The 25,097-nt window shown below is 65.4% G+C and carries 21 protein-coding genes; 11 read left to right on the forward strand and 10 right to left on the reverse strand.

Going from position 1 to position 25,097, the window contains the following annotated elements; genetic code table 11:
* Positions 1 to 97: 97 nt before the first annotated feature.
* Complete coding sequence (gene sucD / locus ACKTTN_RS00815; protein ID WP_407907980.1) at positions 98 to 973, reverse strand: succinate--CoA ligase subunit alpha; 876 nt, start codon at positions 971 to 973, stop codon at positions 98 to 100.
* A 54-nt stretch (positions 974 to 1,027) separates the two neighbouring features.
* A complete protein-coding gene (gene sucC / locus ACKTTN_RS00820; protein ID WP_407907981.1) occupies positions 1,028 to 2,197 on the reverse strand; it encodes an ADP-forming succinate--CoA ligase subunit beta in 1,170 nt (389 codons plus the stop codon).
* A gap of 172 nt (positions 2,198 to 2,369) precedes the next feature.
* Here sucC and ACKTTN_RS00825 point away from each other — a divergent pair, with 172 nt between their 5' ends.
* From ACKTTN_RS00825 to ACKTTN_RS00860, 8 genes are all read left to right on the forward strand, one after another.
* Positions 2,370 to 3,965 carry a sensor histidine kinase gene (locus ACKTTN_RS00825; protein ID WP_407907982.1) on the forward strand — a complete coding sequence of 532 codons (1,596 nt, stop codon included), beginning with the start codon at positions 2,370 to 2,372 and terminating at the stop codon, positions 3,963 to 3,965.
* Positions 3,966 to 4,022: 57 nt separating this feature from the next.
* On the forward strand, positions 4,023 to 5,474 hold the full coding sequence (locus ACKTTN_RS00830) for a sigma-54-dependent transcriptional regulator (RefSeq protein ID WP_407907983.1): 1,452 nt from the start codon (positions 4,023 to 4,025) through the stop codon (positions 5,472 to 5,474).
* Between the two features lie 241 nt (positions 5,475 to 5,715).
* The gene (locus tag ACKTTN_RS00835) at positions 5,716 to 6,078 is read left to right on the forward strand and encodes a prepilin-type N-terminal cleavage/methylation domain-containing protein (protein WP_407907984.1); all 363 of its coding nucleotides are present in this window, start codon (positions 5,716 to 5,718) and stop codon (positions 6,076 to 6,078) included.
* A 114-nt stretch (positions 6,079 to 6,192) separates the two neighbouring features.
* On the forward strand, positions 6,193 to 8,034 hold the full coding sequence (locus ACKTTN_RS00840; RefSeq protein ID WP_407907985.1) for a hypothetical protein: 1,842 nt from the start codon (positions 6,193 to 6,195) through the stop codon (positions 8,032 to 8,034).
* A gap of 66 nt (positions 8,035 to 8,100) precedes the next feature.
* A complete protein-coding gene (locus tag ACKTTN_RS00845; protein WP_407907986.1) occupies positions 8,101 to 8,433 on the forward strand; it encodes a prepilin-type N-terminal cleavage/methylation domain-containing protein in 333 nt (110 codons plus the stop codon).
* Between the two features lie 407 nt (positions 8,434 to 8,840).
* Positions 8,841 to 10,091: a lipopolysaccharide biosynthesis protein gene (locus tag ACKTTN_RS00850; RefSeq protein WP_407907987.1), complete on the forward strand. Its 1,251-nt coding sequence runs from the start codon at positions 8,841 to 8,843 to the stop codon at positions 10,089 to 10,091.
* A 36-nt stretch (positions 10,092 to 10,127) separates the two neighbouring features.
* Positions 10,128 to 11,009 (forward strand): FkbM family methyltransferase, encoded by an 882-nt coding sequence (locus tag ACKTTN_RS00855; RefSeq protein ID WP_407907988.1) that lies wholly within the window; start codon positions 10,128 to 10,130, stop codon positions 11,007 to 11,009.
* Positions 11,009 to 11,995, forward strand: a complete 987-nt coding sequence (locus ACKTTN_RS00860) for a glycosyltransferase family 2 protein (protein WP_407907989.1) — start codon at positions 11,009 to 11,011, stop codon at positions 11,993 to 11,995. Before ACKTTN_RS00855 ends, ACKTTN_RS00860 begins: the two co-directional genes overlap by 1 nt.
* Here the strand turns inward: ACKTTN_RS00860 and ACKTTN_RS00865 are convergent.
* The 5 genes from ACKTTN_RS00865 to ACKTTN_RS00885 are packed head-to-tail and all read right to left on the reverse strand — an operon-like array spanning position 11,985 to position 16,702.
* Entirely contained in the window at positions 11,985 to 12,893 is a 909-nt protein-coding gene (locus tag ACKTTN_RS00865; protein WP_407907990.1) for a glycosyltransferase family 2 protein, read from the reverse strand. The genes ACKTTN_RS00860 and ACKTTN_RS00865 overlap by 11 nt on opposite strands.
* Positions 12,880 to 13,896, reverse strand: a complete 1,017-nt coding sequence (locus tag ACKTTN_RS00870) for a glycosyltransferase family 4 protein (protein ID WP_407907991.1) — start codon at positions 13,894 to 13,896, stop codon at positions 12,880 to 12,882. The genes ACKTTN_RS00865 and ACKTTN_RS00870 overlap by 14 nt, the downstream gene beginning before the upstream one ends.
* Entirely contained in the window at positions 13,889 to 14,998 is a 1,110-nt protein-coding gene (locus tag ACKTTN_RS00875; protein WP_407907992.1) for a glycosyltransferase family 4 protein, read from the reverse strand. The genes ACKTTN_RS00870 and ACKTTN_RS00875 overlap by 8 nt, the downstream gene beginning before the upstream one ends.
* 52 nt (positions 14,999 to 15,050) lie before the next feature.
* Positions 15,051 to 15,911, reverse strand: coding sequence for a glycosyltransferase family 2 protein (locus tag ACKTTN_RS00880; protein ID WP_407908683.1), 861 nt, complete (start codon positions 15,909 to 15,911; stop codon positions 15,051 to 15,053).
* A 47-nt stretch (positions 15,912 to 15,958) separates the two neighbouring features.
* Positions 15,959 to 16,702, reverse strand: a complete 744-nt coding sequence (locus ACKTTN_RS00885) for a class I SAM-dependent methyltransferase (RefSeq protein WP_407907993.1) — start codon at positions 16,700 to 16,702, stop codon at positions 15,959 to 15,961.
* Between the two features lie 120 nt (positions 16,703 to 16,822).
* Here ACKTTN_RS00885 and pilB point away from each other — a divergent pair, with 120 nt between their 5' ends.
* The 3 genes from pilB to ACKTTN_RS00900 are packed head-to-tail and all read left to right on the forward strand — an operon-like array spanning position 16,823 to position 20,677.
* Positions 16,823 to 18,550, forward strand: coding sequence for a type IV-A pilus assembly ATPase PilB (gene pilB, locus ACKTTN_RS00890; RefSeq protein ID WP_456237280.1), 1,728 nt, complete (start codon positions 16,823 to 16,825; stop codon positions 18,548 to 18,550).
* A gap of 3 nt (positions 18,551 to 18,553) precedes the next feature.
* The gene (locus ACKTTN_RS00895) at positions 18,554 to 19,810 is read left to right on the forward strand and encodes a type II secretion system F family protein (RefSeq protein WP_407907994.1); all 1,257 of its coding nucleotides are present in this window, start codon (positions 18,554 to 18,556) and stop codon (positions 19,808 to 19,810) included.
* A 3-nt stretch (positions 19,811 to 19,813) separates the two neighbouring features.
* Positions 19,814 to 20,677: a prepilin peptidase gene (locus ACKTTN_RS00900; RefSeq protein WP_407907995.1), complete on the forward strand. Its 864-nt coding sequence runs from the start codon at positions 19,814 to 19,816 to the stop codon at positions 20,675 to 20,677.
* A gap of 13 nt (positions 20,678 to 20,690) precedes the next feature.
* Here ACKTTN_RS00900 and coaE read toward each other — a convergent pair whose 3' ends face one another.
* The 3 genes from coaE to secA form a co-directional block, all read right to left on the reverse strand.
* A complete protein-coding gene (coaE, locus tag ACKTTN_RS00905) occupies positions 20,691 to 21,305 on the reverse strand; it encodes a dephospho-CoA kinase (protein ID WP_407907996.1) in 615 nt (204 codons plus the stop codon).
* A 19-nt stretch (positions 21,306 to 21,324) separates the two neighbouring features.
* Positions 21,325 to 22,296 (reverse strand): Nudix family hydrolase, encoded by a 972-nt coding sequence (locus ACKTTN_RS00910; protein ID WP_407907997.1) that lies wholly within the window; start codon positions 22,294 to 22,296, stop codon positions 21,325 to 21,327.
* Positions 22,297 to 22,365: 69 nt separating this feature from the next.
* Positions 22,366 to 25,089: a preprotein translocase subunit SecA gene (gene secA, locus ACKTTN_RS00915; RefSeq protein WP_407907998.1), complete on the reverse strand. Its 2,724-nt coding sequence runs from the start codon at positions 25,087 to 25,089 to the stop codon at positions 22,366 to 22,368.
* Positions 25,090 to 25,097 lie beyond the last annotated feature (8 nt).

Here is a 25,097-nt window from a genome sequence, read left to right on the forward strand (position 1 = left end):
TTGTCGAAGATGTCGATGTTGCCAGCCCGCTACGTTCCGCAAGTCCACAAACAAAAAGGCCGCCCTGAGGCGGCCTTTTCTTGAGCGTGCAATCGAATCAGCCCGCCAGCTTTTTCGCAATCGCCGCACCCAGATCGCCCGGTGACTTCACCGTGGTGACGCCCGCCTTCTCCAGCGCCGCGAACTTGCCTTCCGCCGTGCCCGAGCCACCCGACGCGATGGCGCCCGCGTGGCCCATGCGCTTGCCCTTCGGCGCCGACGCACCCGCGATGAAGCCCACGACCGGCTTGGTCACGTGCTTGGCGATGAACTCGGCCGCTTCTTCCTCGGCCGAACCGCCGATCTCGCCGACCATGATGATGCCTTCGGTCTGCGGATCGTCCTGGAACCACTTCAGCGCATCGATGAAGTTGGTGCCATTGATCGGGTCGCCGCCGATACCGATGCAGGTCGACTGACCGAGGCCGACGTCGGTCGTCTGCTTCACCGCTTCATACGTCAGCGTGCCCGAACGCGACACGATGCCGATCTTGCCCGGCTTGTGGATGTGGCCCGGCATGATGCCGATCTTGCACTCGCCCGGCGTGATCACGCCCGGGCAGTTCGGACCGACGAGCACGGTTTCGGGATGCTGGTTGAGCACGTTCTTCGCGCGCAGCATGTCGAGCACCGGAATGCCTTCGGTGATGCACACGATGACGCGGATGCCGGCGGCCGCGGCTTCCATGATCGCGTCAGCCGCGAACGGCGGCGGCACGTAGATGACAGACGCATCGGCGCCGGTCTTCGACACGGCTTCGGCGACGGTGTTGAACACGGGCAGGCCGAGGTGCTCGGTGCCGCCCTTGCCCGGGGTGACGCCGCCGACAACCTTGGTGCCGTAGTCGAGCATCTGCTGCGCGTGGAAGGTGCCCTGCGAGCCGGTGAAGCCCTGCACGATCACCTTGGTGTCCTTGTTGATCAGAACGGACATTGGATTTCTATTCCTGTGTCGGTCGCGCGGTCAGTGCCGCGCAACGTGGAAGTCTCAGGCGGCTTGCTTGACGGCCGCGACGGCCTTCTTCGCACCGTCGTTGATGTCGTCGGCCGCGGTGATGGCGAGGCCGGAGTTGCGCAGCAGCTCCTTGCCCGCTTCGACGTTCGTGCCCTCGAGGCGCACGATCACCGGCACCTTGACGTCGACTTCCTTGACCGCCGCGATGATGCCCTCGGCGATCATGTCGCAGCGGACGATGCCGCCGAAGATGTTCACGAAGATCGCCTTCACCTTGTCGCTCGACAGGATCAGCTTGAACGCCTCGGTGACGCGCTCCTTGGTCGCGCCGCCGCCCACGTCGAGGAAGTTCGCCGGCGAACCGCCGTTGAGCGAGATCACGTCCATCGTCGCCATCGCCAGGCCCGCGCCGTTGACCATGCAACCGATGTCGCCGTCCATCGTGACGTAGTTGAGGTCGTACTTCGACGCGAGCACTTCGGTCTCGTCTTCCTGGCGCGTGTCGCGCATGGCGACCAGCTCCGGATGACGGAACGACGCGTTGTCGTCGGAATCGACCTTGCCATCGAGCACGGCGAGATCGCCGTTGGTGAGGATGGCGAGCGGGTTGAGCTCGACCAGCGCGAGGTCCTTCTCCATGAACAGCTTGAACAGGCCGGTCATGATCTTGGTCAGCTGGCCGACCTGCTTGGCGTTGAGGCCCATCGCGAAGCCGAGGTCGCGGCACTGGTACGGCTGCAGGCCTTCGACATAGTTCACGTGCAGCGTCTGGATCGCCTCGGGCTTCTCGTGCGCGACCTGCTCGATGTCCATGCCGCCTTCGGCCGAGGCGATGAACGTCACCGTCTTCGTCGAACGGTCAACGAGCACCGACAGGTACAGCTCTTTCGCGATGTCCGTGCCTTCGGAGATCAACACGCTGTCGATCGGCAGTTCGACGCCCGCCGTCTGGTACGTGGCCATCTTCGTGCCGAGCATCGCCTTGGCGTACTCACGCACCGCGTCGTAGTTCTTGGCGAGCTTCACGCCGCCGGCCTTGCCGCGACCGCCCGCATGGATTTGCGCCTTGACGACCCACAGGTCGCCCGGAATCTGCTTGGCCGCCGCGACCGCCTCGTCGGGCGAGCGGGCAACGATGCCCTTGGGAACGGCGATGCCGTAATCGGCAAAGAGCTGCTTTGCCTGGTACTCGTGGAAATTCATGCGTCACCGAAGGATGGACGTGGGGCCTCGCGCGCCTGACGGCGCGGCCGGGGTGGGCGCGAGGGGGCCGTATTGTCGCCGATCGGGCCGGGCGGGGCCAACCCGCGTTCCCGGGCCGAACCTCTCCGAATCAGCCACCTATACTCGGCCGACCTGCCGCTGGACGCGCGCCGTGCCCCTGAGAACCGTCGTCACCCCGCTCGACGCCGACCACGTCCTTTACCGCGAACTGCGGCTTTTCAACCTCTACCGGGCGCTCGAGGCGGCGCTGCTGGTCTTCATCGTGTTCGGGCCGTTCGCCTCCACGCTGGAGCCGCCGCGCTTCGAACTGCTGTCGCGCTCGGTGGTGATCGCCTACCTGTTCGTGTCGCTGGTGATGCTCGGGCTGGGCCGACGCCTGGACGTGCGCGTGTCCGCCGGCGTCGGCATCGCCGCCGACCTGTTCTTCGGCATCCTTGCGATGCACGCGTTGCCGTCGGCGGGAACCGGCATCGCCCTGATGCTGATGTTCAACGTGGGTGCGGCGTCGCTGCTGCTGCCACCGCGCATTGCATTCGCGTTTTCCGCTGCGGCGGTTTCGCTGTTGATCGGCGAATACGTCTGGAGCCTGTTCGACGGCGCGCCGCGACGCGGGTCGTCGGAACCGCTGATGTTCGCGATCGGCTATTTCGCGCTCGCCACGCTGATGAACGTGCTCGGCCGCCAGATGCGCGACAGCTACGAGATCGCCGCGCTGCGCACGACCGAGAACGAACACCTCGCGCAGGTCAACGAGCTCATCATCCGACGGCTGCGCACGGGCGTGGTCCTGATCGACGGCAACGGGCGGATGCGGCTCGCGAACGAAGCGGCGACCGCACTGCTTGGTGATGTCGGTGACGACGTGCACGGCTTTCGCGAGCTTGCCGTTGCGGTGCCGGAACTCGGGCGTCGCCTGGAGAAATGGCGCGAAGCCGGCACGGCCGACGACACGCCGGTTCGCATCGCCGCCGACCAGAACGACGTCATTCCGCGCTTCGCTCGCCTGCAGGCCAACAGCGACCAGACGCTGATATTCCTCGACGACACATCACTGCTGTCGCAACGCGCCGAGTCGATCACGCTGGCCACGCTCGGCCGCTTTTCCGCGAGCCTCGCGCACGAGATCCGCAACCCGCTCGCCGCGATGAGTTATGCCGTGCAGCTGCTCGAAGAGTCGGACGACATCCGCCCCGCCGATCGTCGCCTGCTCGAGATCATCCACCAGCACGTGGTGCGCATGAACGGCATCGTCGAGAACGTGCTCGGTCTTGCGCGACGCGAACCGGCGAAGCCTGTTGTCGTCGAACTCGTGCATTTCGCGAAGCAGTTCGTCGACGACTACCGTGTGAGTCACCCGATCGAAAGCGACACGCTGATCAGCGCGTCGACGCAGCCCGAACTCAATGCGCTGTTCGATCCGCGACAGTTGCACCAGGCGGTGACGGTGCTGGTCGCCAACGCGCTCAATTACGGGCGCATGCCGGGCGAACCGGCGCGGGTCACGTTGCGCACGGCGATCGAGAACGGTCAGCCCGTGCTCGACGTACTCGATCGCGGCCCGGGCATCCCCGAACCGATCCGCGCCCGCCTGTTCAAGCCGTTCTTCACGACATCGAGCCACGGCACGGGCCTCGGCCTCTACATCGCCCGCGAACTCTGCCGCGCCAACCAGGCCAGCCTGGACTACGTGCCGACCCCGGGCGTCGGCGGCTGCTTCCGCATTCGCATGAGTGCGCTGGGCCGCTGATGTGACGCGGCGCTGACGAAAAGGGCCCGAAGTGGCCGTAGACGGTCACTTCAGCTAATGTGCGCGGCGGAGGACCCGATGGCCGAACCCCGTAGCGCACCCGCCCGCACCGCACTTGTCGTCGACGATGAACGCGACATCCGCGAATTGCTGGTCATGACCCTCGGCCGTATGGGCCTGCGCTGCGATACCGCGGCGAATGTCACCGACGCCCGCGCCCTGCTCTCCCGCAACAAATACGACCTCTGCCTGACCGACATGCGCCTGCCGGACGGCACGGGGCTGGAGATCGTGTCCGAGATCAACCAGAAGCACCCGACGACGCCGGTCGCGATGATCACCGCCTTCGGCAACGTCGAGGCTGCGGTCGAAGCGCTGAAGGCCGGCGCGTTCGACTTCGTCAGCAAGCCGGTCGATCTGGGCGTGCTTCGCGATCTGGTTCGCCAGGCGCTGGAGCTGCATGAGCGTCGCCGGGCGGCCAATGAAGCCGGCATCTCCTCGCGCCTGTTCGGCGAGTCGCCGGCCATGGCCTCGCTGCGCGCCACGCTGACCAAGGTCGCCCGCAGCCAGGCGCCGGTCTACATCTCCGGCGAGTCCGGCGTCGGCAAGGAGCTGGTCGCCCGCACCATCCACGCCGAGGGCGGGCGCGCCTCCGGGCCTTTCGTCCCCGTGAACTGCGGCGCGATCCCGGCCGAGCTGATGGAAAGCGAGTTTTTCGGGCATAAGAAGGGCTCGTTCACCGGCGCACACGCCGACAAGCCCGGCCTGTTCCAGGCCGCCGACGGCGGCACCCTGTTCCTCGACGAGGTCGCCGAGCTGCCGCTGCCCATGCAGGTCAAGCTGCTGCGCGCGATCCAGGAGAAGTCGGTGCGTCCGGTCGGCTCGAATGCCGAGGCCAAGGTCGACGTCCGCATCCTGTCGGCGACCCACAAGGACCTCGCCGCACTGGTCGAGGAAGGCCGCTTCCGCCACGACCTCTACTACCGCATCAACGTCATCGAGCTGCGCGTCCCGCCGCTGCGCGAGCGTCCCGAGGACCTGCCGGGGCTGGCGGACGTCATCCTTCGCCGGCTGTCCGCCGCGCAGGATCGCAGCGCGCCGCACCTGTCGCCCGACGCCGTCGAGGCGCTGCACGCGTATTCGTTCCCGGGCAACGTGCGCGAGCTGGAGAACATCCTCGAGCGATCGCTCGCGCTGGCCGACGGCGACGTGATCCGCGCCGACGACCTGAGCCTGCCGAAGGTGGCGTCGAAAGTCGGCCAGCCCGTCGCCGCGCCTGCGCCCGTACCGGCGCAGCCTGCAGCGACGCCCGCCGCTGCCGATCCGCGCGCCCTGGACCCGCGCGACACGGCGACCAGCGCGCTACCGTCCTATATCGAAGAAATCGAACGCGCCGCCATCCAGCACGCGCTGCAGGAAAACCGCTACAACAAGACCCGCACCGCGGCGGCACTGGGGATCACGTTCCGCGCGCTGCGCTACAAGCTGAAGAAGCTGGGGATCGAATAGACATCTGACGCTGGGCGTCACACGCCAGCCCAAGCTGACAAATCGGGGCACTACGTTCGTCAGCTGAACCAATCCAAACGTGACCGGCGCCCCGAAAGCGTCCAGTCCCGATTGGCACGCCCCCTTGGCACGGGTTATGCGTATGTCCGGATGCACGGACACCACGCACGGCAAACCAAGGACCCGGCGAGTCGTCCGTCGTACTCCGTGAAATTCCGAATCCACTCCTAGGGGATACACCATGAAGAAGCAGCAGGGCTTTACCCTCATCGAACTGATGATCGTCGTCGCGATCATCGCCATCCTGGCCGCCATCGCGCTGCCGCAGTACCGCAACTACACGCAGCGTTCGGCGAACGGCGCGTGCATGGCCGAAGCGAAGGCGTGGATGAATACCGCGGTGGCCGACGCCGCTGACAGCCGTACGGGCTCGGCCTTCGTGGCCGCCGCGTGCAGCTCCAGCGAAAACGGCAACACCGTGACCCCGACCGACTACCAGACCAACACGTCGGTCGTGTTCACCCCGAAGACGAAGGGCACCGCTTCGCTCGTGAAGGACACCACCTGCAAGTCCGGCAGCGGCACCTGCACGCTCGCCCCGTAATCTGCTTCGTTCGTTTGAAAAAACCTCCGGCGAAAGCCGGGGGTTTTTTTTGTCCGGCCGTAGTCATCGCGATCCACGCGAGCCATCCTTGCGCTTCATCAGACGACCCCATCAATGCGCCTCGACGTGTCCACCCGATTTGCCCAGGTCGCCTTGCTGGCTGCAGCAATCGTGGTCCTGCCGTTCCTGCCGGGTGTTGGCGGCGACTTCATTTTTGATGATCGGCAGACCATCCAATACAACGATGCCCTGCGCATCGCGTCATTCGATCTCCAGTCGTTCCTGTACGCGGCGTACAGCTACCACGCAGGGCACGGCTCTCGCGCGCTGACGATGCTCACGTTCGCGCTGGACTTCTGGCGGGGCGGCGCGGATCCGGCCGTATTCAAATCGACCAACATTGCCATCCACGCGGTCACAACCGTCGTCCTGGCCGTATTTCTGCGGTTGCTGCTCTCGCTGGCGGGCTGGCAGCCGCGACGCGCAGCCATAGGCGCGCTCGTCATGGCGGCCCTGTGGGCCGTGCATCCGCTCCAGGTGTCCGCGGTGCTCTATGTCGTCCAGCGCATGCAGACCCTGGGCACGCTCTTTCTGATTTTGGCGCTATGGGCCTACGCGAAGATGCGGCAGGCGCAGATAAGCGACGCGCGCAGCCGGCAGTTTGGCGTATTGACCGTGCTTTTCTGGGGCTTGGCCTTCGCCAGCAAGGAAGACTCGGCGCTGCTGCCTGTCTACACCCTGCTGCTGGAGCTAACCGTGCTGCGGTTCGATGCGGCGCGTCCGGTTATCCGGCGCCGCCTAAGCAGGGCCTACATGGCGCTGACCGTGCTGGGCGGGTTGGCCTACTTTTTCGTAATCGTGCCCCATTACTGGCACTGGGACGCCTACCCGGGTCGCACGTTTTCCAGCTATGAAAGGCTACTGACGGAAGCGCGCGTGCTAGTCATGTATGTCGGTCAGGTGCTGCTGCCAGTCCCACAGCACATGCCGTTCTATTACGACGATCTCGCGGTATCACGCAGCCTTCTGTCTCCACCAGGCACGGCGCCGGCGATCGTCGCACTACTCGCGCTGGTCATCCTGGCCTGGCGCCTGCGCACCCGCAGGCCGCTGTTCGCCTTCGGCGTTCTGCTGTTCTTTGCCGCGCACTTCATGACCAGCACGGTCCTGAATCTCGAACTCGCGTTCGAGCACCGCAATCACTTGCCGCTCGTTGGCGCAGTGATCGCTCTGGGCGATCTGCTGCTCGTCGTCTGCGAGCGCTTTCGTATTCGTCCTGTGCACATGGCCACATGCATTGCATGCGCGCTTCTGGCCCTCGCGTCCGCGACGGCCACGCGCGCCTACACGTGGGGCGATCCCACTCGCTTCGCCCAATCGAGCGTAGAACTGGCCCCCAATTCCGAGCGCGCCTGGACGGATCTGTGCACCCACTATTTCGACCTCAATGCAGGCGTCAAAGGTAGCCCCTACATCGACAAGGCGATCTCGACATGCCAAGAGGGCGCGGCGCGCACGCAATCGCCGCTGCTGCTCTTCGACGCAATCATTTACAAGACCTTCAAGGGAAGCTCGACGCGCGCCGACTGGCCCGTGTTCATTCGGCGCCTGAGGGACGCGCCGACAAGCGCCGAAATACTGGGACTCTACGATTCGATCCTGAGGAACGTAAGCCGCGGCTTCCCGATGGACGTCGATGGCACGTTGCAAGCCCTCGAAATCATCGCCGACCGCGCCCCGCTGTCGGCCGAACAATACGCAACGATCGCCGCTTACGTTTACAACAACAGCCCGCAGCCGGATGCAGCCCTGCCGTATCTGGAGAAGGCCGTGCAGTCTTCGCCTCCGAACTCGCGTCTCGTCGACAAAATCTTCAGCGACCTTTCGGCCGCCGGCCACGACGACTGGGTGACGAGCCTTCGCGCCCTGCCGAGGGCGCACAGCGATTCTCGGTGACCCGTATCCGCCGCAGCCTTGGCACGCTTCGTGCTTGCAAATGGGAGAACCTGGAGCAGATACATCATGCGTCGCGACCACAGCGGATTCACCCTGATCGAACTCATGATCGTTGTGGCGATCATTGCCATCCTCGCGGCCGTTGCCCTTCCGCTGCTCATTCGCCAGCAGGCGCGCGCCGCGGAGAGTGCATGCCTCGCGGAGACCAAGAATTACGTCAATACGTCGACCGCCACGCTGGCGACCGGTGACACGCTGCAGAACGCGCCTTTGAGCGCCTGCAGCGCAAGCGATAACTTCGCTGCAAGTAGCCTTTCGATCACGGGCACGCCCAAATTTCCCGGCACGCGCCACGCCGTATGCACCATGTCGAACGCGACTTGCGTGCTAGGGCCGTAACGCCCGCTGCACGCTAACGAATGCGAGGCGCGGGACGTTGGGTTCTGTTGCGTCAGCTGACGCCCGCATGTCGGCTGTTGCACCCGTCCGGGAAGCCTACCTGTGCGTCGCCGCAGTCGCACAGCGACGTCGTGCGTTATCTATCGGTCGTGTGATCTCGTGGTCGAGTGCAGCGAGTCCATGTGGCCATTGGTCAGCCTGCGCGCGCCTGCGAGGCGCAGTCGCAAACCTCCAGCCCGCGCTCGGCATGCAGGACAGTGCCGAACTTCTCAAGACGCGCTACCTTGTCGCCGCCCGATCGATTCGTCCCACGATCGGCTGCCCCCGAGGCCCCCAATGCTGCTCCGCCCTATCGCCAAGGGAGCCTTGAGCTCTCGATGCCAGTTCTCCGGGCCCTCGTCAACACGATGAAGTTCGTGCGCTCCCTTCCCTGGCGCCCCGGCCGCTATCTGCGCAACACGGGCGTTGTATTGACGTGGCTGCTCGTACGCGCGGTTGCGCAGGCAGCGCTCGTTGTCGCGCTCTCAAGGCTGTTGGGCGCCGCGGGCTATGGGCGCTTCGTCGCCGTTATCGCAGTGGCCTCGCTCTTTACGGCGCTGGCCGGCCTGGGTCTGTCGGGCGTGGTCCTGCGCGACGGAGCGCGCGCACCGCAATCTCTCGACACGCTGATGCTCGACGCGCTGCGCACCTGGGGCTGGACCAGCGTGACCTTCGGTCTCGCGGCAATCGGCACGTCATGGTTGCTGCTGCCGCATGATCTGCCTTGGGCCGGCGTATGCCTGATCGTGTTCACCGAGGTGGGCAGCGCATCGGTCACCGAGCTTTTCGCGCGGGGCCAGCAAGCCGCACATCGCATGTCGCGATACGGCGCGATCACTGCCGGCCTTCCGCTTTCGCGGCTCGCTGTGCTTGTCCCGTACGCGATACTGGCTCATCCCACCCTCCAGGGGTGGTTCCTTCTGTATGCGGCAGCCAGCGCGACCTACTGCGCGCTGGTCGGCGCATGGCTATGGCCCCGCGAGGCGCATAAGGCGCGTCGTCGCACCCTGTCGCTCGACGGCCTGCCGTTCGCGATCAACGCACTATCGATGCGCCTGCAGGCCGAATTCAACAAACCGGTCCTCGCACGCATCGGCTTCGACCACACCGGCACGTTCAGCGCCGCACAACGTACGATCGACGTCGCAAGCCTGCCCCTTGCGGCGCTGCAGGAAGCGTTGTGGCCGCGCCTCTACTCGCAGAATGATCCCAGTCGCGGCCTGCGCACGCTCGGCGCGCTCCAAATGTGCGTCGCATTGTCGATTGCCTGCGCATTGTGGATGCTCGGTCCGCTGCTTCCGCGGGTGCTCGGGTCGGATTTCGACACGGCTACCGATGCGCTCAGGATGCTCGCCGCCTTGCCCGTCCTGCAGGCGTTCCGCGGGCTCGTCAATTTCCACGTGATCCATCGTCACCGCACCGCGGCGATAGCATGGGCAGCCTCGATAGGCGCCGTCGTCAACGTCTGCGTGGTTTCATGGTCGATCCCGCGGTGGGGTGCCACCGGGGCCGCTTTGTCCTGCTACGTGACCGAGCTCGCCATGCTCATCGTGCTCGTGGCCGGTTCGCGCGTTCTCCCCGCTCGAATGGTTTACGTTGCCACCGGTGGCGATCAATGATCGCGAGCTCCGCGGAACCTTTGTCTAAGACACAGCATGTCCGCCGGCATGATCGATGCAGCGAAGCCCATCATGAGCATGCTTGACAGACTCCGGAATAACGCCGTCCTCAGACGCCCGCTGATGGCGGCAGTTGGACGCTTGTTGCGCCCGCTCCGCGGCGGTACCGGCATCGTCCAACGCGCGTTCTACGACGCCCTTCCGGTGCCGTACGTGATCGCCGGTACGAACGAGCACTATGTGGTGTCCACGAAGGACAAGGTGATCGGCCGCGAGCTCTTCCTGCGCGGCGAGTTCGACTTCGACAAGCTTCGAGTCGCGCTCGCTCTGCTCGAACGGGAATCACGCGCTCGTCCAACCCACCTTGTCGACGTGGGCGCGAACGTCGGCAGCATCGTCATTCCTGCAGTCGTACGCGGTGCGTTCCAGACGGCCACCGCGATCGAGCCGCACCCTCAGAACCTGCGTCTTCTGCGCGCGAACCTTGCGCTAAACGCAGTCGATGACCGCGTGCGTGCTCTGGGCGTCGCCGTCGGAGATGTCGCTGCCTCGACTCTGACCCTCGAGGAATCGGCGTTCAATAGTGGTCGGCACTCGGTCGCCACCCGCGGCATTGCTGTCGAGGCAGTACGCCTCGACGACCTCGACCTGCCCACGCACCGATCACTTTTGTGGATGGATATCGAAGGCTACGAGGGCCACGCACTCCGGGGCGCCCCTCGCCTCCTGCAGGCAGGCACGCCCGTCGTCGCCGAATTCAATCCCGCGTTTCTCGGTGACCAAGGCGGCCGCGAAGCATTCGACGCCGCACTCGCCGGGCGTACCGTGTTCGATCTCGCGTCACCCGACGCCCCGTCATCCATCGAACGTCTAGCGACAGAGTACGCCACCGGATATACAGACATTCTCGCAATCTAATGGCGACCGCTCCCCTCCTGTCAGTTGTCATACCGACCTTCAAGCGGCCAGTGACGCTTCGTCGCGCGATCGATAGCGCATTTGAAGCTGTAGCCGACGGAGAGCTGGAGGTTGTGGTTGTTCCCAACGGTCACGACGATTCCTGGAAGCGAACGGCGGCTGGCTACGCGAGCGACAGTCGCGTCAAGTGGCACTACCTCGCCACCGGCGGTGCGAGCGGCGCACGCAACCACGGCTTGGCTGCGGCAACGGGAAAATACGTGCGATTCCTCGACGACGACGACGTGTTGTATCCGTCGGCAGCGCAGCAGTTGCAGGCGCTCGACGACGAGCGCGGGGACATCTCGACCGGCCCCCTCAATAACGTCTATCCGGGCAACAGTGTCGACAGCGTCACCGGCGTGCCCGATTCAGCGGACTTCGTAACAGCCGCGCTGCGTATCACTACTGTCGGGATGTGCCAAGGCAGCGTATTCCGCACGGACCTGGTTCGCGCCTGCGCCTGGCCCACGAACGCGGTCCTCTACGACGACTACATATGGATGCTCGAAGTCGCCAAGCATCGCGAGTGGAATTGGAAACGATGGACGACGCCGGTCGCAGCCTACATGCACCACTTCGACGAGCGACTTTCGTATGCGCGGCGATCAGGATCGAACTCCGAACAGGTCATTACCGCAATACTCGCTCTGTACGAAAGCCTGCAGCGCCAGTCGCGCGATTCAGCGCAGCGTCGGCGCGCGGTTGCCGGCGCGTTGCTCACCCACGCACACTCAGCGTTTCCCGCAGCGCCACTTCGGCTGACGCGGGCGATACGCACTGCTCGTGAGATCGATGCGGGCGCAGCTCCGCTCCAGGCCATCTTCGAGCGCCACCCTAAGATCGCTCGACACGTGGCGTTGGCGGAGTGGGCGGCGTTGCTGCCGCGTTATTTGACGCGCGGGTGGCGGCGACTCGGCTGGCGTGCGCGGCGGTTCATCCACTAGCGCCCGTCGGCTTGATGCCGCTGGATTGGCGCCCGCCCATCGCATCCCGGGTTGCCAGCAGGAAGCCCCGAAGCGGGTTCACGCTGCGCAATCGCACGCATCGATAAAGCGCTCGCAACGTCAAAGTAAAACTGCGGCCCAGCAGCGCGAGTGCGTAGCGGGATCGGTCCACCGTCAACTTCCGTGCCAGGAGCCAGTGGCCGCGGTTGATGTGGTACTCGTAGAACATCGAACCTCTGCGCGAACTGCCTGCTCCTTCGTGCGTCGCGCGGGCGTTCGACACGACGACGCATGCTTTGTCCAGGCGCTGCAGCTTCGCACCCAAGGCGATGTCTTCGCCGTAGAAGAAGAAGTCCTCGTCGAAGAGGTCGGGCGCCACCAGCTCGTCAGAGAGCAGCAGGCAGGCGGCAGCGATGTAGGGCACGGATCCCCAGACTCTTCGTACCGTAAGCGTCGCGAAGAAACGCTGGTAGTACAACCGCGGCGATGAAGGTACGCCGCCAATTTCGATGCATGGGGATACAACCGGCGCGTCGCCGAGCGCCTCGACGAGAGCAACGAGGGATCCACGCGTCAAACGCGCGTCCGAGTTCATCAGCAGTACGGGCGTGGCGCCGCGCGCCTCGATGAGCCGGAGCGCGAGATTGACGCCCGCCGCGAAGCCCAGGTTGCAGTGAGGATCGAGCGTGGCCAGGTCGATTCCGCGGGCGATAAGGCCGTCCAGACCAATTCGCATGGCGTCGAGCGATGCGCCCCCATCGCCAGAGTTTTCGACCAGAACAATTTTCTCTATGCCTTCCGCGACGAGTGACGCGAGGCAAGCTAGCGTCTTTTCCGGAGTGCGGTAGTTGAGGACGACGGCGGTGACGCCAGCGGGATGGACGTCACGTGCGCGCACTGATCGCCGCCTGGTAGCACTCGATGTATGCATCGACCATGCGCTCGATACCGAAGAGGTCTTCAGCTCGCTGCCGCGCGCGCTGCCCCATCAATCTGCGCGCGTCCTCATCCGCGGCGAGCTGTCGGATCGTTGCCGCAATTGCCTCAACGCTCTCCTCCGAAACAAGCATGCCCGTGACCCCATCCTCGACGACTTCCGGAAGGGACGACGTTGCGCGCGCGACAACCGGCAGGCCGCATGCCATCGCTTCGACGACCACGAGCGGCAGACCTTCGCTGCGGGACGGGAAAAGCAACGCGTCCGCCTCCCGCATCGCGGTGATGACGTCGTCGCCTGCCAATCTGCCTACGTTGTGCATGTTGGCGGGTTCGTCCAAGTGGTCGATCACACGCCCGCCGCCGGTATGGCGAAGCTCATAGCCGTCACCGAGCTGCCTCATCACCGGCGCGAGCAGATCAACACCTTTGCGTGCCATCCACGTACCCACGTACAGAAGCCGGAACACATCCCGAGCCTCGCGCGCATGGACTGGGGCGAAACGACGCGTGTCGACACCGTTGTGAATGACGCGCATCGGCACGTCGAGCAGGACGGAACGCGCGCACTCAGCGACAAAACGACTGACGGCGACGACAACATCGGCGCGCAGGAGCACGCGGCGCTCGATGGTGGCCATCCAGAACCGATGATAGAGATCACGCGCCGTGCCTTTATAGGGACGCAGCGCCGGGTCGTGCACCGAATGATGAAGCGTCGCTACCATCGGCATGTCCGCGGGTACGAACCGCGGATGCAGCCACGTATTGACGTGCGCGACAGTGGCCCACGGCGGTCGTGGCGGCCGACGCACGGTCCACGGCGCGTACTCTGCGGAAAGGGATAGCCACGTCACTTCGGCGCGTACGCCACGTGCGCGGAGTGCGGTGACAAGTCGCTCGGTGAAAACATCGGTGCCCGTTCCCGTCCTGACCGCTGGAAACCACACTGCAATGTCAGCCATCGGAATCGCCATCCGCCTGGCGCGGTGCGAGGCGGAGCTCACGCGCCAATTGTTCGCCGAACGAAGTCCAGGCGAACTTGCGGGCGAAGCTCTTGCAGGAGTTCCGATCCGGCCGGCCCGTCGTCAACACGCGTACCACCGCGTCGGCGAATGCTTCGTACTCCCCGGAGGGGACCAGATAGCCCGACGCCTCATGCCCGACGGCGTCGCGAACGCCGCCACTTGTGAACGCTACCGTGGGTAACCCAGTGGCTGCCGCCTCGACAGCCACCATCCCGAAACCTTCGGGATCACCGGGGAGCTCGCGCACCGGGAATACATGGACGCTCGCCGCGCCATAGATGATCGCAAGCTCGCTGTCGGTGACGACGCCTGTAAACAGCACGTGATCCGACACCCCGGCCTGCAGCGCAGCAGTCTCGATGCTCTCGCGGGATTGGCCCTTGGCGTGCAGCGCATGCGAAGGCGCGTCACCGACGACGACGAGGGTCGCATCGGGCACGGTGGCGACGATGCGCGGCAACGCATGCGTCACGAATTCGCGCAGCCCCTTGCGATCCGTAAGACGACCGACCGAGAGCAGAAGTCGCCGGCCGGCCAGACCATGCTGCGAGCGAAAACGATCGACCAGCGACTCGTCCGGCGGCGCATCCGGCAGCGCCACGCCGGGATGGACGATACCAATCCGACGAACGTCGACACCGATGTCCCCGCACAGGGACGCCGTGGCTCCGCTGTTCGCAATCAGGCGATCCACGCGCCGAAGGATCGGCCACCACAACGTGCGGTAGACCACGTTCGGTACGACGACGTCGAGTCCGTGGACGTATGCCGCGCTCCTGGCAGCACCTGCTCGTGCCGCCGCATAGGCAATGGGAGCCGTCAGTCCGCTGCCCGCGACGACAACGTCCGGTTTCCAAGCACGAGCCTCGCGGCAAGCCTTGAACAGTGCCTGCACCAGGAACCGCGGTAGCGGTGTCAGCGGCACCTCGTGGACTGCAACGCCGGGCGGTGCCAGCACCGCTGCACCGGCCGGACCAACGACACGCACGTCCGCCACCCGGGCGAGTTCGGCGGCAGCATGCCAATTCAATCGCTCCATGCCCCCGAGCAACGGTGGAAGATTGCGTGACACCAGCAGAACACGTGGCCGCTCACGCGTTGTCATGCGAACGAACGTAGGTGAGGTTCGTGATCTGCTCCGACACCAGTCCAATGAGGAACACGATGACGGAGGCGCTCAACAGGAGCGCGCTCATGTTGGTGAAGCGGCCGACCGTCGCGTATGTGTATCCGTAGTAGCCGCACCCGAGCAGGCCGAAGCCAACCGCCACCGGCAGGAAGAGTTTCAGTGGCGAATAGAGCGTCGCGATCTTGAAAATGATGAGCAGGAAGCGCAGGCCGTCGCGAAGTGGTCGAATGTGGCTCCTTCCGATGCGTTGAGCGACTGGAATCGGCACATATGCGACCGGATATCCGCTACGAAAGAACGCCATCGTCGAAGTCGTCGGATAGGAGAAGCCGTTGGGAAGAAGGTGCAGAAACTCGCGAAATCGCGACGCGCGTACCACGCGAAAACCGGATGTCAGGTCTGCGACGACATGGCCGGTCATCCAGCTGGCGAGACGGTTGTAGAACGCATTGGCCGCGCCACGGCTGCGATTGGCCTGACCACTTGCATCGCGCGCGCCGACGACCATGTCGTAGCCTTCGTCGAGCTTGGCCAGTAGTCGATTGATATGGGCCGGATCGTGTTGACCGTCCGCGTCCATGAAAACGATCAGATCGCCCGTCGCCGCGCGGGCGCCGCGCTTGATCGCCGCGCCGTTTCCCATGGAATACGGCGTCGAAACGACGCGCGCGCCGTGCTCGACCGCGATCGAGGCAGTTGCATCAGCCGATCCGTCATCGGAAACGATGACCTCGGCATCGGGGAACGCACTGCGCAGCGCCGGCAATGTGCGCGCCAGGCCGGCTTCCTCGTTCTTGGCCGGTAGTACGATCGTGAGAGACATCTGAGTCCTGGTGATGATCGCCGCGAGCGGGCGGCCGGAACGGGTCGTCATGCCGGTCTGAGGCTGCGGATCAGTGTCGGCATCATGGGTTGAACCGCGCGCCGCACAGCCACCGGACACCAGCTTACGCATGCAGCGATCCAGCGCGGCAGCTCATCGAGGTCGAGCATCGCCTGCAGCGCTGCCGCCTCCATCGGATGGGACGCCAGCCCCGCTTGACGCAGCAGTGCGTCGAGTTCAAGGGGGCCAAGCGGATTGCAGTCGTAGTGCGTGCCTTTCACCAATCGGAGGTATGGCGTGCGCATCGATCGTGGCAACCAGCTGAGCAGGGGCACGCGGAAATGTGGCTCGATCAGGGCCCACCGGTTGGGAACTGCGAGATAACCAGTCCCGTCCGGGCGGAGGACCCGCGCAAGTTCGCGCAGATGGGCGAGCTGTCGGTGGCCGTCGCCAACGTGTTCGACGACGTGATTGCTGATGACGACGTCGAAGCTGGCCGCCGGAAACGGCAGATCCACGTCGTCGAGCAAGCGGAACTCGTAGCCGCCGCGGATCTGGCGCTGATCGAGCACGTCAACGGCTACGACGTCGTACCCGGACTGGCGGGAAAAGTAGTCCGCGATGCCGCCGCTGCCGCAGCCGATCTCCAGCAGACGCACCCGCCCCCCGTGCCCTTCTAGCCCCAGCAGCCGCTCGATCTTGCGCGCCTTCGTGCCACGTGACGCCAAGTCGAGCACCGCATGCGGACGGCGCTCGGCCTCGCCACTGTGGCGCGCTGCATCGCTATCCAAGTTCCCCGCCTGCCGGTGGATGAAGTTGCCGCGACGATAGTCGAAAAAGGCGCGCCCATCCGCAATGCGTGGCCCGGATTTTGCGTTAGAGTCCCGATAGGGGCTGGAAAAAGGGTCAACATGAATACCGTCGCTGCCGCCAATCTGGTGGGGATCACGGGCATTGCCCGTCGTCTGGTGCTGGACGGAGCGCTGGACGAGAGCGTGGCCCGCGAGGCCATGGCCGCCGCCACTGCCGAAAAGAAGCCGTTGGCCGTCTATCTGTCCGATCGCCGGCTGGTGTCGGCCGCGAGCATGGCGGCCGCCAATTCGGTCGAGTTCGGCGTGCCGCTGCTGGACGCCAACGCGTTCGATCCCAGCCAGTCGGCGATCAAGCTGGTCAACGACGAACTCCTGCGCAAGCACGGGGTGCTGCCGCTGTTCAAGCGCGGCAACCGGCTTTTCGTCGGCGTTACCGACCCGACGAACTCGCACGCGCTGGACGAGATCAAGTTCCAGACCAACCTGGCCGTCGAGGCGATTCTGGTCGACGCCGACACCATCGCGCGCTGCCTCGACCGCTGGGCGGAAAACAACGACACGCTCGGCGATGGCGGCGGCGACGACGGCGAGGGGCTCGAAAACCTCGAGGTCGGCAAGGACGACGACCTCACCGGGGGGGACTCGGGCGTCGACGCCAAGGGCGACGACACGCCGGTGGTGCGCTTCGTCAACAAGGTGCTGGTCGATGCGATCCGTCGCGGCGCGTCGGACATCCACTTCGAGCCGTACGAGACCGATTACCGGGTGCGCCTGCGCATCGACGGCATCCTCAAGCAGGTGGCCAAGGCGCCGCAGAAGCTGAGCACCCGCATCGCGGCGCGCCTGAAGGTCATGGCACAGCTGGACATCGCCGAAAAGCGGGTGCCGCAAGACGGCCGCATCAAGCTCAACCTGTCCAAGACCAAACAGATCGACTTCCGTGCCAGCACGCTGCCGACGCTGTTCGGCGAGAAGGTGGTGCTACGTATCCTCGATGGCAGCGCGGCCAAGCTCGGCATCGACAAGCTCGGTTACGAGGACGACCAGAAGGAACTGTTCCTCGGCGCCATCTCCAAGCCCTACGGCATGGTGCTGGTCACCGGCCCGACGGGCTCGGGCAAGACGGTGTCGCTGTACACCGCGCTCAACATCCTCAACGACGACACCCGCAACATCTCGACGGTCGAGGATCCGGTCGAAATCCGCGTCCCCGGCATCAACCAGGTCCAGCAGAACCAGAAGCGCGGCATGACGTTCGCCGCGGCGCTGCGCAGCTTCCTGCGACAGGACCCGGACGTGATCATGGTCGGCGAAATTCGCGACCTCGAGACCGCCGAGATCGCCGTCAAGGCGGCCCAGACCGGTCACATGGTGCTGTCGACCCTGCACACCAACGACGCCCCGCAGACCGTGTCGCGCCTGATGAACATGGGCATCGCGCCCTACAACATCATTTCGTCGGTGTCGTTGGTCATCGCCCAGCGCCTCGCCCGCCGCCTGCACGACTGCAAGCGGCCCGTCCAGCTGCCCGAGCACGCCCTCATCGCCGAGGGGTTCACGGCCGAGGAAATCGCGACGGGCTTCACGGTGTACGAAGCTGTCGGTTGCCCGGATTGCACCGAAGGGTACAAGGGGCGCACGGGTATCTATCAGGTCATGCCGATGACCGAGGAGATCCAGGCGATCATCCTCGAAGGCGGCAACGCCATGCAGATCGCCGAGGCCGCACAGCGTTCGGGCATCCGTGACCTGCGCCAGTCGGCCCTGATGAAGCTTCGCAACGGCGTGACCAGCCTCGCCGAAATCAACCGCGTCACCAAGGACTAAACGATGTCCGCGAGCCGATCGACAGTCAAAACCACCGCCCGCGCCAGTGATGGCCTGCAGACCTTCACCTGGGTCGGCAAGGACAAGCGCGGCGTCGTCATGAAGGGCGAGCAGTCCGCCAAGAACATCAACCTGGTGAAGGCGGAACTTCGCCGTCAGGGCATCACGCCGCAGACGGTCAAGCCGAAAGCCAAGCCTCTGTTCGGTGGCGCGGGCAAGCCGATCAAGCCGGGCGACATCGCGGTCTTCAGCCGACAAATCGCAACGATGATGAAGTCCGGCGTTCCGATCGTCGGCGCGCTGGAGATCATCGCGAACGGCAACAAGAACGTCCGCATGCAGAACCTGGTCAATGCGATCCGCACCGACATCCAGGGTGGCATGTCGTTTTCGGAGGCGCTCGCCAGGGACCCGGTCCAGTTTGACGAGCTTTACCGCAACCTGGTCCGCGCGGGCGAGTCCGCCGGCGTCCTCGAAACGGTTCTGGATACCGTTGCCACCTACAAGGAAAATCTTGAGGCGCTCAAGGGCAAGATCAAGAAGGCGATGTTCTATCCGATCATGGTCGTCGCAGTCGCGTTGATCGTCAGCGGCATTCTCCTGGTCTTCGTGGTCCCACAGTTCGAGGACGTGTTCCGGGGTTTCGGCGCCGATCTGCCGGCATTCACGCAGATGGTCGTCAACCTCAGCCGCTTCATGGTGTCGTGGTGGTGGTTGATCCTGCTCGGCATCGTCGGTTCGATCACGGCCTTCATCGCCGCCAAGAAGCGCTCACTCGCGTTCCAGCATTTCCTCGACAGGCTCGTGCTGAAGTTCCCGGTGATCGGCCAGATCATGCACAACTCGTCGATCGCGCGTTTCGCGCGAACGCTGGCGGTCACGTTTCGTGCGGGTGTTCCGCTCGTGGAAGCTCTGGACACCGTTGCGGGCGCCACCGGCAACAACGTCTACGAGACGGCCGTACTGCGCATGCGGGACGACGTCGCCGTTGGCTATCCGGTCAATGTTGCGATGAAGCAGACCAACCTCTTCCCGCACATGGTCATCCAGATGACCGCGATCGGCGAAGAGGCGGGCGCGCTCGACACCATGCTGTTCAAGGTCGCCGAGTTCTACGAGCAGGAGGTCAACAACGCGGTCGACGCGCTGTCCAGCCTGCTCGAGCCGCTGATCATGGTGTTCCTCGGCGTGGTCGTCGGCGGCATGGTCGTGGCCATGTACCTTCCGATCTTCAAGCTGGCCTCGGTGGTCGGCGGCTGACCGGTGGCGTTTCTCGACCAGAATCCTCAACTCGGTTATCCGCTCGCAGCAGGCTTCGGCCTGCTGGTGGGCAGCTTCCTCAACGTGGTGATCCTCCGGCTGCCCGCGCGGCTGGAGTGGATCTGGAAGCGCGACTCGCGCGAAGTGCTCGGGCTCGACGAGGTCTATGACCCGTCGCCGCCCGGGATCGTGGTCGAGCGCTCGCACTGCCCGCACTGCAAGCACGTGCTCAGCTGGTACGAGAACATCCCGCTCTTCAGCTGGCTGGCGCTCCGCGGCCGTTGCCGGCACTGCAAGGCGCCGATCTCCGCGCAATACCCTGCGGTCGAATTGCTGACGATGCTGCTGTTCCTGGCATGCGTCGCGCGCTTCGGCTTCGGCTGGCAGGGCTTCGGGGCGATGCTGTTTACCGCGTTCCTCATTTCCATGTCCGGCATCGACCTGCGCACGCAGCTGCTGCCGGACTCGCTTACGTTGCCGTTGATGTGGCTGGGGCTGATCGCCGCGTCGGACCATCTCTACATGGCCGCCAAGCCCGCGCTGCTCGGCGCGGCCGTCGGCTACGCGAGCCTGTGGTCGGTGTGGTGGCTGTTCAAGCAGCTCACCGGCAAGGAAGGCATGGGCCACGGCGACTTCAAGCTGCTCGCAGCGATCGGCGCCTGGACCGGGCTGCGCGGCATCCTGCCGACGATCCTCATCGCTTCGCTGGCCGGCGCGGTGATCGGATCGATCTGGCTCGCGGCGAAAGGCCGCGACCGCGCGACGCCCATTCCCTTCGGCCCCTACCTCGCGGTCGGCGGCTGGATCGTGTTCTTCTGGGGCGGAGCGCTGGTCGACAGCTATCTGCGGTTCGCGCACCTCAACTGACGCCCGACCGCGCTTACGGCAAGGCCGCCAGGCTTCCGTACCGGCGATCCAAAGCATCGATCAACGGCGACAGCGCTTCGCGCCCGCCGGCATTGACGATCACATCGTCCGCGATCGCAAGACGCCGTTGGCGCGTTGCCTGCACGGTGATCATTCGATCGGCGAGATGCGCGTCGATTCCATCGCGCGCGATCAAGCGACTGCGCTGGACGTCGACCGGCACATCCACCACGAGGATCCGCGCGAGATAGGGGTAGGCGTCGCGTCCGCCGCCTTCGGCGAGCAGCGGAACGGCCGCGATCACGTAGGGCGACGTCGCCGCGCGGCAGCGTTGCTCGATCGCACGGCGGACCAGCGGATGGACGATCGCTTCGAGCGCGCCACGAGCGTCGGGCGTGTCGAACACGTGGCGACGGAGCGCGGCGCGGTCGAGCTGACCGTCGCTCTGCAGCATCTCGGTGCCGAACCGCGCGACGACCGCCGCGAGTCCGGGCGTGCCCGCAGCGACGACTTCGCGCGCGATCACATCGGCATCCACCACCGCGATGCCGCGGGCCTCGAACTGCTTCGCGACTTCCGACTTGCCCGAGGCGATGCCGCCGGTCAGGCCGATGACGTAGGGCTGCATGGGCACCTCCGCGTCCAGCCTAGCCCACCGCGGTGTCGGCGTCGGCGAAGAAGCCGCGGATGCCGGCGACGCCCTGCGCGCCGTGCGAACGTGCTTCTTCGACGTGCGACGCATCGAGCCCGCCGATCGCGTAGATCGGCAGCGACACCGACTCGCGCATCGTGGCGAACCCGGTCCAGCCGATGGGCGCGTGAGCCGGATGCGACGGTGTCGGTACGACATGGCCGAGCACGGCAAAGTCGCAGCCCAACTGCTGTGCCGCGATAAGGTCATCCGGCGTATGACATGACGCGGCTACCGGAGCATCGTCCGGCAAAGGTCGCGCGGTCAGCGTCGTCAGCTGCGCGGCACGCAGGTGCACACCGATGCCGAGTTCGCGCGCGATGGCGATGTCGCCGTTGACCAGCACCTCCGCATCCGCCGCCCGACAGCGCTCCACGGCGCGCTTGGTCACGTGGCCCCAGGTGACGGGCGACGTCCCGGGCGAGCGCAGCTGCACGCGGCGGATGCCGGCGTCGAGCGCACGTTCCAGCAGGTCGAGCCACGACGCGATGTCATCGCCCTGGATCGCGGGTGTCACCGCGTAAACCGGCGGCTGCAGGAGCGCGGCCACGACCGGGCGATCGGCCGGCGGCATGTCGTACCGAGCGAGCTTGTCAGGCGGCACCCAGACCAGCGCCTGCCCTTCGAGGCCGCGCGCGGCGCCGGTCCAGCCGTCGACGAGCCGGACGTCGAGCACCAGGGACTTGTCGGGGTACTGCTGCGGAACGCGGATCAGCGGCACGCCGACGCGGACGTCGATGCCGAGTTCTTCATGCAGCTCGCGCGCCAGCGCCTGCTCGGGCGTTTCGCCCGGCTCGCACTTGCCGCCCGGAAATTCCCAGAGGCCTGCCAGGTCACGGCCTTCGGTGCGGCGCGCCAGCAGCACACGGCCGCGGACGTCGCGGATGACGCCGGCGACGACGTGGATCGATCGCTTCGCGTCAGCCATGGGCTGCAAGCGAAACCGGCGCGACCGTGAGGCCGCGCCGGTGTGTTAGCTGCTGCGGGCGATGCCCGGTCAGGCGAGCTGTCCGTGGCAGTGCTTGTACTTCTTGCCGCTGCCGCAGGGGCAGGGGTCGTTGCGACCGACCGTCGCGGCAGCCGCGCCCGCACCCGCGGCCAGCAGCTGCGCGGCTTCGTCCTCGGTGCCGTAGCTGCCGACATCCGCATGCTGGAACTGCATCTGGCGGGCCTGCGCTTCGAGCTGCGCGCGTGCCGCGGCTTCTTCCTGCGCGATCTCTTCCTCGGTGCGGATGCGCACGCGGGCGAGCAGCGTCACCACTTCGCGCTTCACCTTCTCCAGCATCTCGGAGAACAGCTCGAACGCTTCGCGCTTGTATTCCTGCTTCGGCTGCTTCTGTGCGTAACCGCGCAGATGGATGCCCTGGCGCAGGTAGTCCATGCGCGCGAGGTGCTCCTTCCAGCTCTGGTCGAGCACGTTGAGCATGATGTGCTTTTCGAGCATGCGGGCCGTCTCCGTCCCCAGCATCTGCTCGCGATCGGCGAAGTACTTCGTCACCGCATCGTCGACATGGCGCAGGATGCCTTCGGCGTCGAGTTCGGGTTCCGACTTCACCAGGCCGTCGAGGTCGAGCGCGACACCGAAATCCTCGCCGATCGTCGCTTCGAGGCCCTTGAGGTCCCACTGCTCGTCGATCGAATTCGGCGGCACGAAGCGCTCGACCGTCTCGGCGACCACGTCGGCGCGGATCGCCGCGATGCTCTCGCCGACATCCTCGGCTTCGAGCAGTTCGTCGCGCTGGCCGTAGATGACCTTGCGCTGGTCGTTGTTGACGTCGTCGAACTCGAGCAGATTCTTGCGGATGTCGAAGTTGTGCGCCTCGACTTTGCGCTGCGCGTTCGCGATCTGCTTGGTGACCAGCGGCGACTCGATGATGTCGTCTTCCTTCAGGCCCATGCGCGCCATGACGCGCTGCACCCAGTCGGCCGCGAAGATGCGCATCAGGTTGTCTTCGAGCGACAGGTAGAAGCGCGACGAACCCGGATCGCCCTGGCGGCCGGAACGACCGCGCAGCTGGTTGTCGATACGACGCGATTCGTGGCGTTCGGTGCCGACGATGTGCAGGCCGCCAGCAGCCTTGACCGCCTCGTGGCGCGCGAGCCATTCGGATTTCAGGCGCTGCTTGGTGACTTCGTCGACTTCCTGGCCGTTCGCCTCGAGCTGCGCGAGCTCGGATTCGAGCGAACCGCCGAGCACGATGTCGGTACCGCGGCCGGCCATGTTCGTTGCGATCGTGATCGCACCCGGACGACCGGCCTGCGCGACGATCTGCGCTTCGCGCTCGTGCTGCTTGGCGTTGAGCACTTCGTGCGGGATCCCCGCTTCGCGCAGCTGGTCGCTGAGCATTTCCGAGACTTCGATCGACGTCGTGCCGACGAGCACCGGCTGCTTCTTCTCGTACGCCGCCTTGATCTCGTTGACCACCGCCCGGTACTTGCCGGCGCGGTTGAGGAACACGGCATCCGGATGGTCCTTGCGGATCATCGAACGGTTGGTCGGGATCACCACGACCTCGAGGCCGTAGATGCTCTGGAATTCGTAGGCCTCGGTATCGGCCGTACCGGTCATGCCAGCGAGCTTGCTGTACATGCGGAACAGGTTCTGGAACGTGATCGACGCGAGCGTCTGGTTCTCGCGCTGCACCGGCACGCCTTCCTTCGCCTCGACCGCCTGGTGCAGGCCGTCCGACCAGCGACGACCCGGCAGCGTGCGGCCGGTGAACTCGTCGACAATGACCACTTCGCCATCGCGCACGATGTAGTCGACGTCGCGCTGGTAGATCGCATGCGCGCGCATCGCGGCGTTGAGGTGGTGCACGACGCTGAGGTGACGCGGGTCGTACAGCTCTTCGTCCTCGCCGAGGATGCCGGCGCCGCGCAGCAGCTGCTCGGCGTGTTCCTGGCCGGCTTCCGACAGGTGCACCTGCTTGCCCTTCTCGTCGACCCAGAAGTCGCCTTCGGCTTCTTCGGTGGCCTGGCGCACGAGCTGCGGAACGAGGCGGTTGACCTTGATGTAGAGCTCCGGCGATTCGTCGGCCGGGCCGGAAATGATCAGCGGCGTGCGCGCTTCGTCGATCAGGATCGAGTCGACCTCGTCGACGATCGCGAAGTTCAGGCCACGCTGCACGCGATCGTCCTTCGACAGCGCCATGTTGTCGCGCAGGTAGTCGAAGCCGATCTCGTTGTTGGTCGCGTAGGTGATGTCGGCGGCGTACGCGGCGTGCTTGTCCGAATGCGGCATGCCCGGATACACGACGCTGGTGGTCAGGCCGAGCCAGCCGTACAGCTTGCCCATCTGCGCGGCGTCGCGGCGGGCCAGGTAGTCGTTGACCGTCACCACGTGCACGCCCTTGCCTTCGAGCGCGTTGAGGTAGACGGCCAGCGTCGCGGTCAGCGTCTTGCCTTCGCCGGTGCGCATTTCGGCGATCTTGCCGAGGTGCAACACCATGCCGCCGATCAGCTGCACGTCGAAGTGGCGCATGCCCATGACGCGCACGGACGCCTCGCGGCAGACGGCGAACGCCTCGGGCAGCAGCTTCTCGATCGACTCGCCGTTGGCGATGCGCTGCTGGAACTCCGGCGTCTTCGCCTTCAGCTCCTCGTCGCTGAGCTTCTGCATCTGCGGTTCGAGGGCGTTGATCTTGTCGACGGAGCGCTGCAACTGGCGCAGGAGACGTTCGTTGCGGCTGCCGAAGACACGGGTGAGCAGGCTGTTGAGCATGACGGACC

This window comes from Lysobacter claricitrinus (assembly GCF_045866565.1).
GTDB classification, from domain to species: domain Bacteria; phylum Pseudomonadota; class Gammaproteobacteria; order Xanthomonadales; family Xanthomonadaceae; genus Cognatilysobacter; species Cognatilysobacter claricitrinus.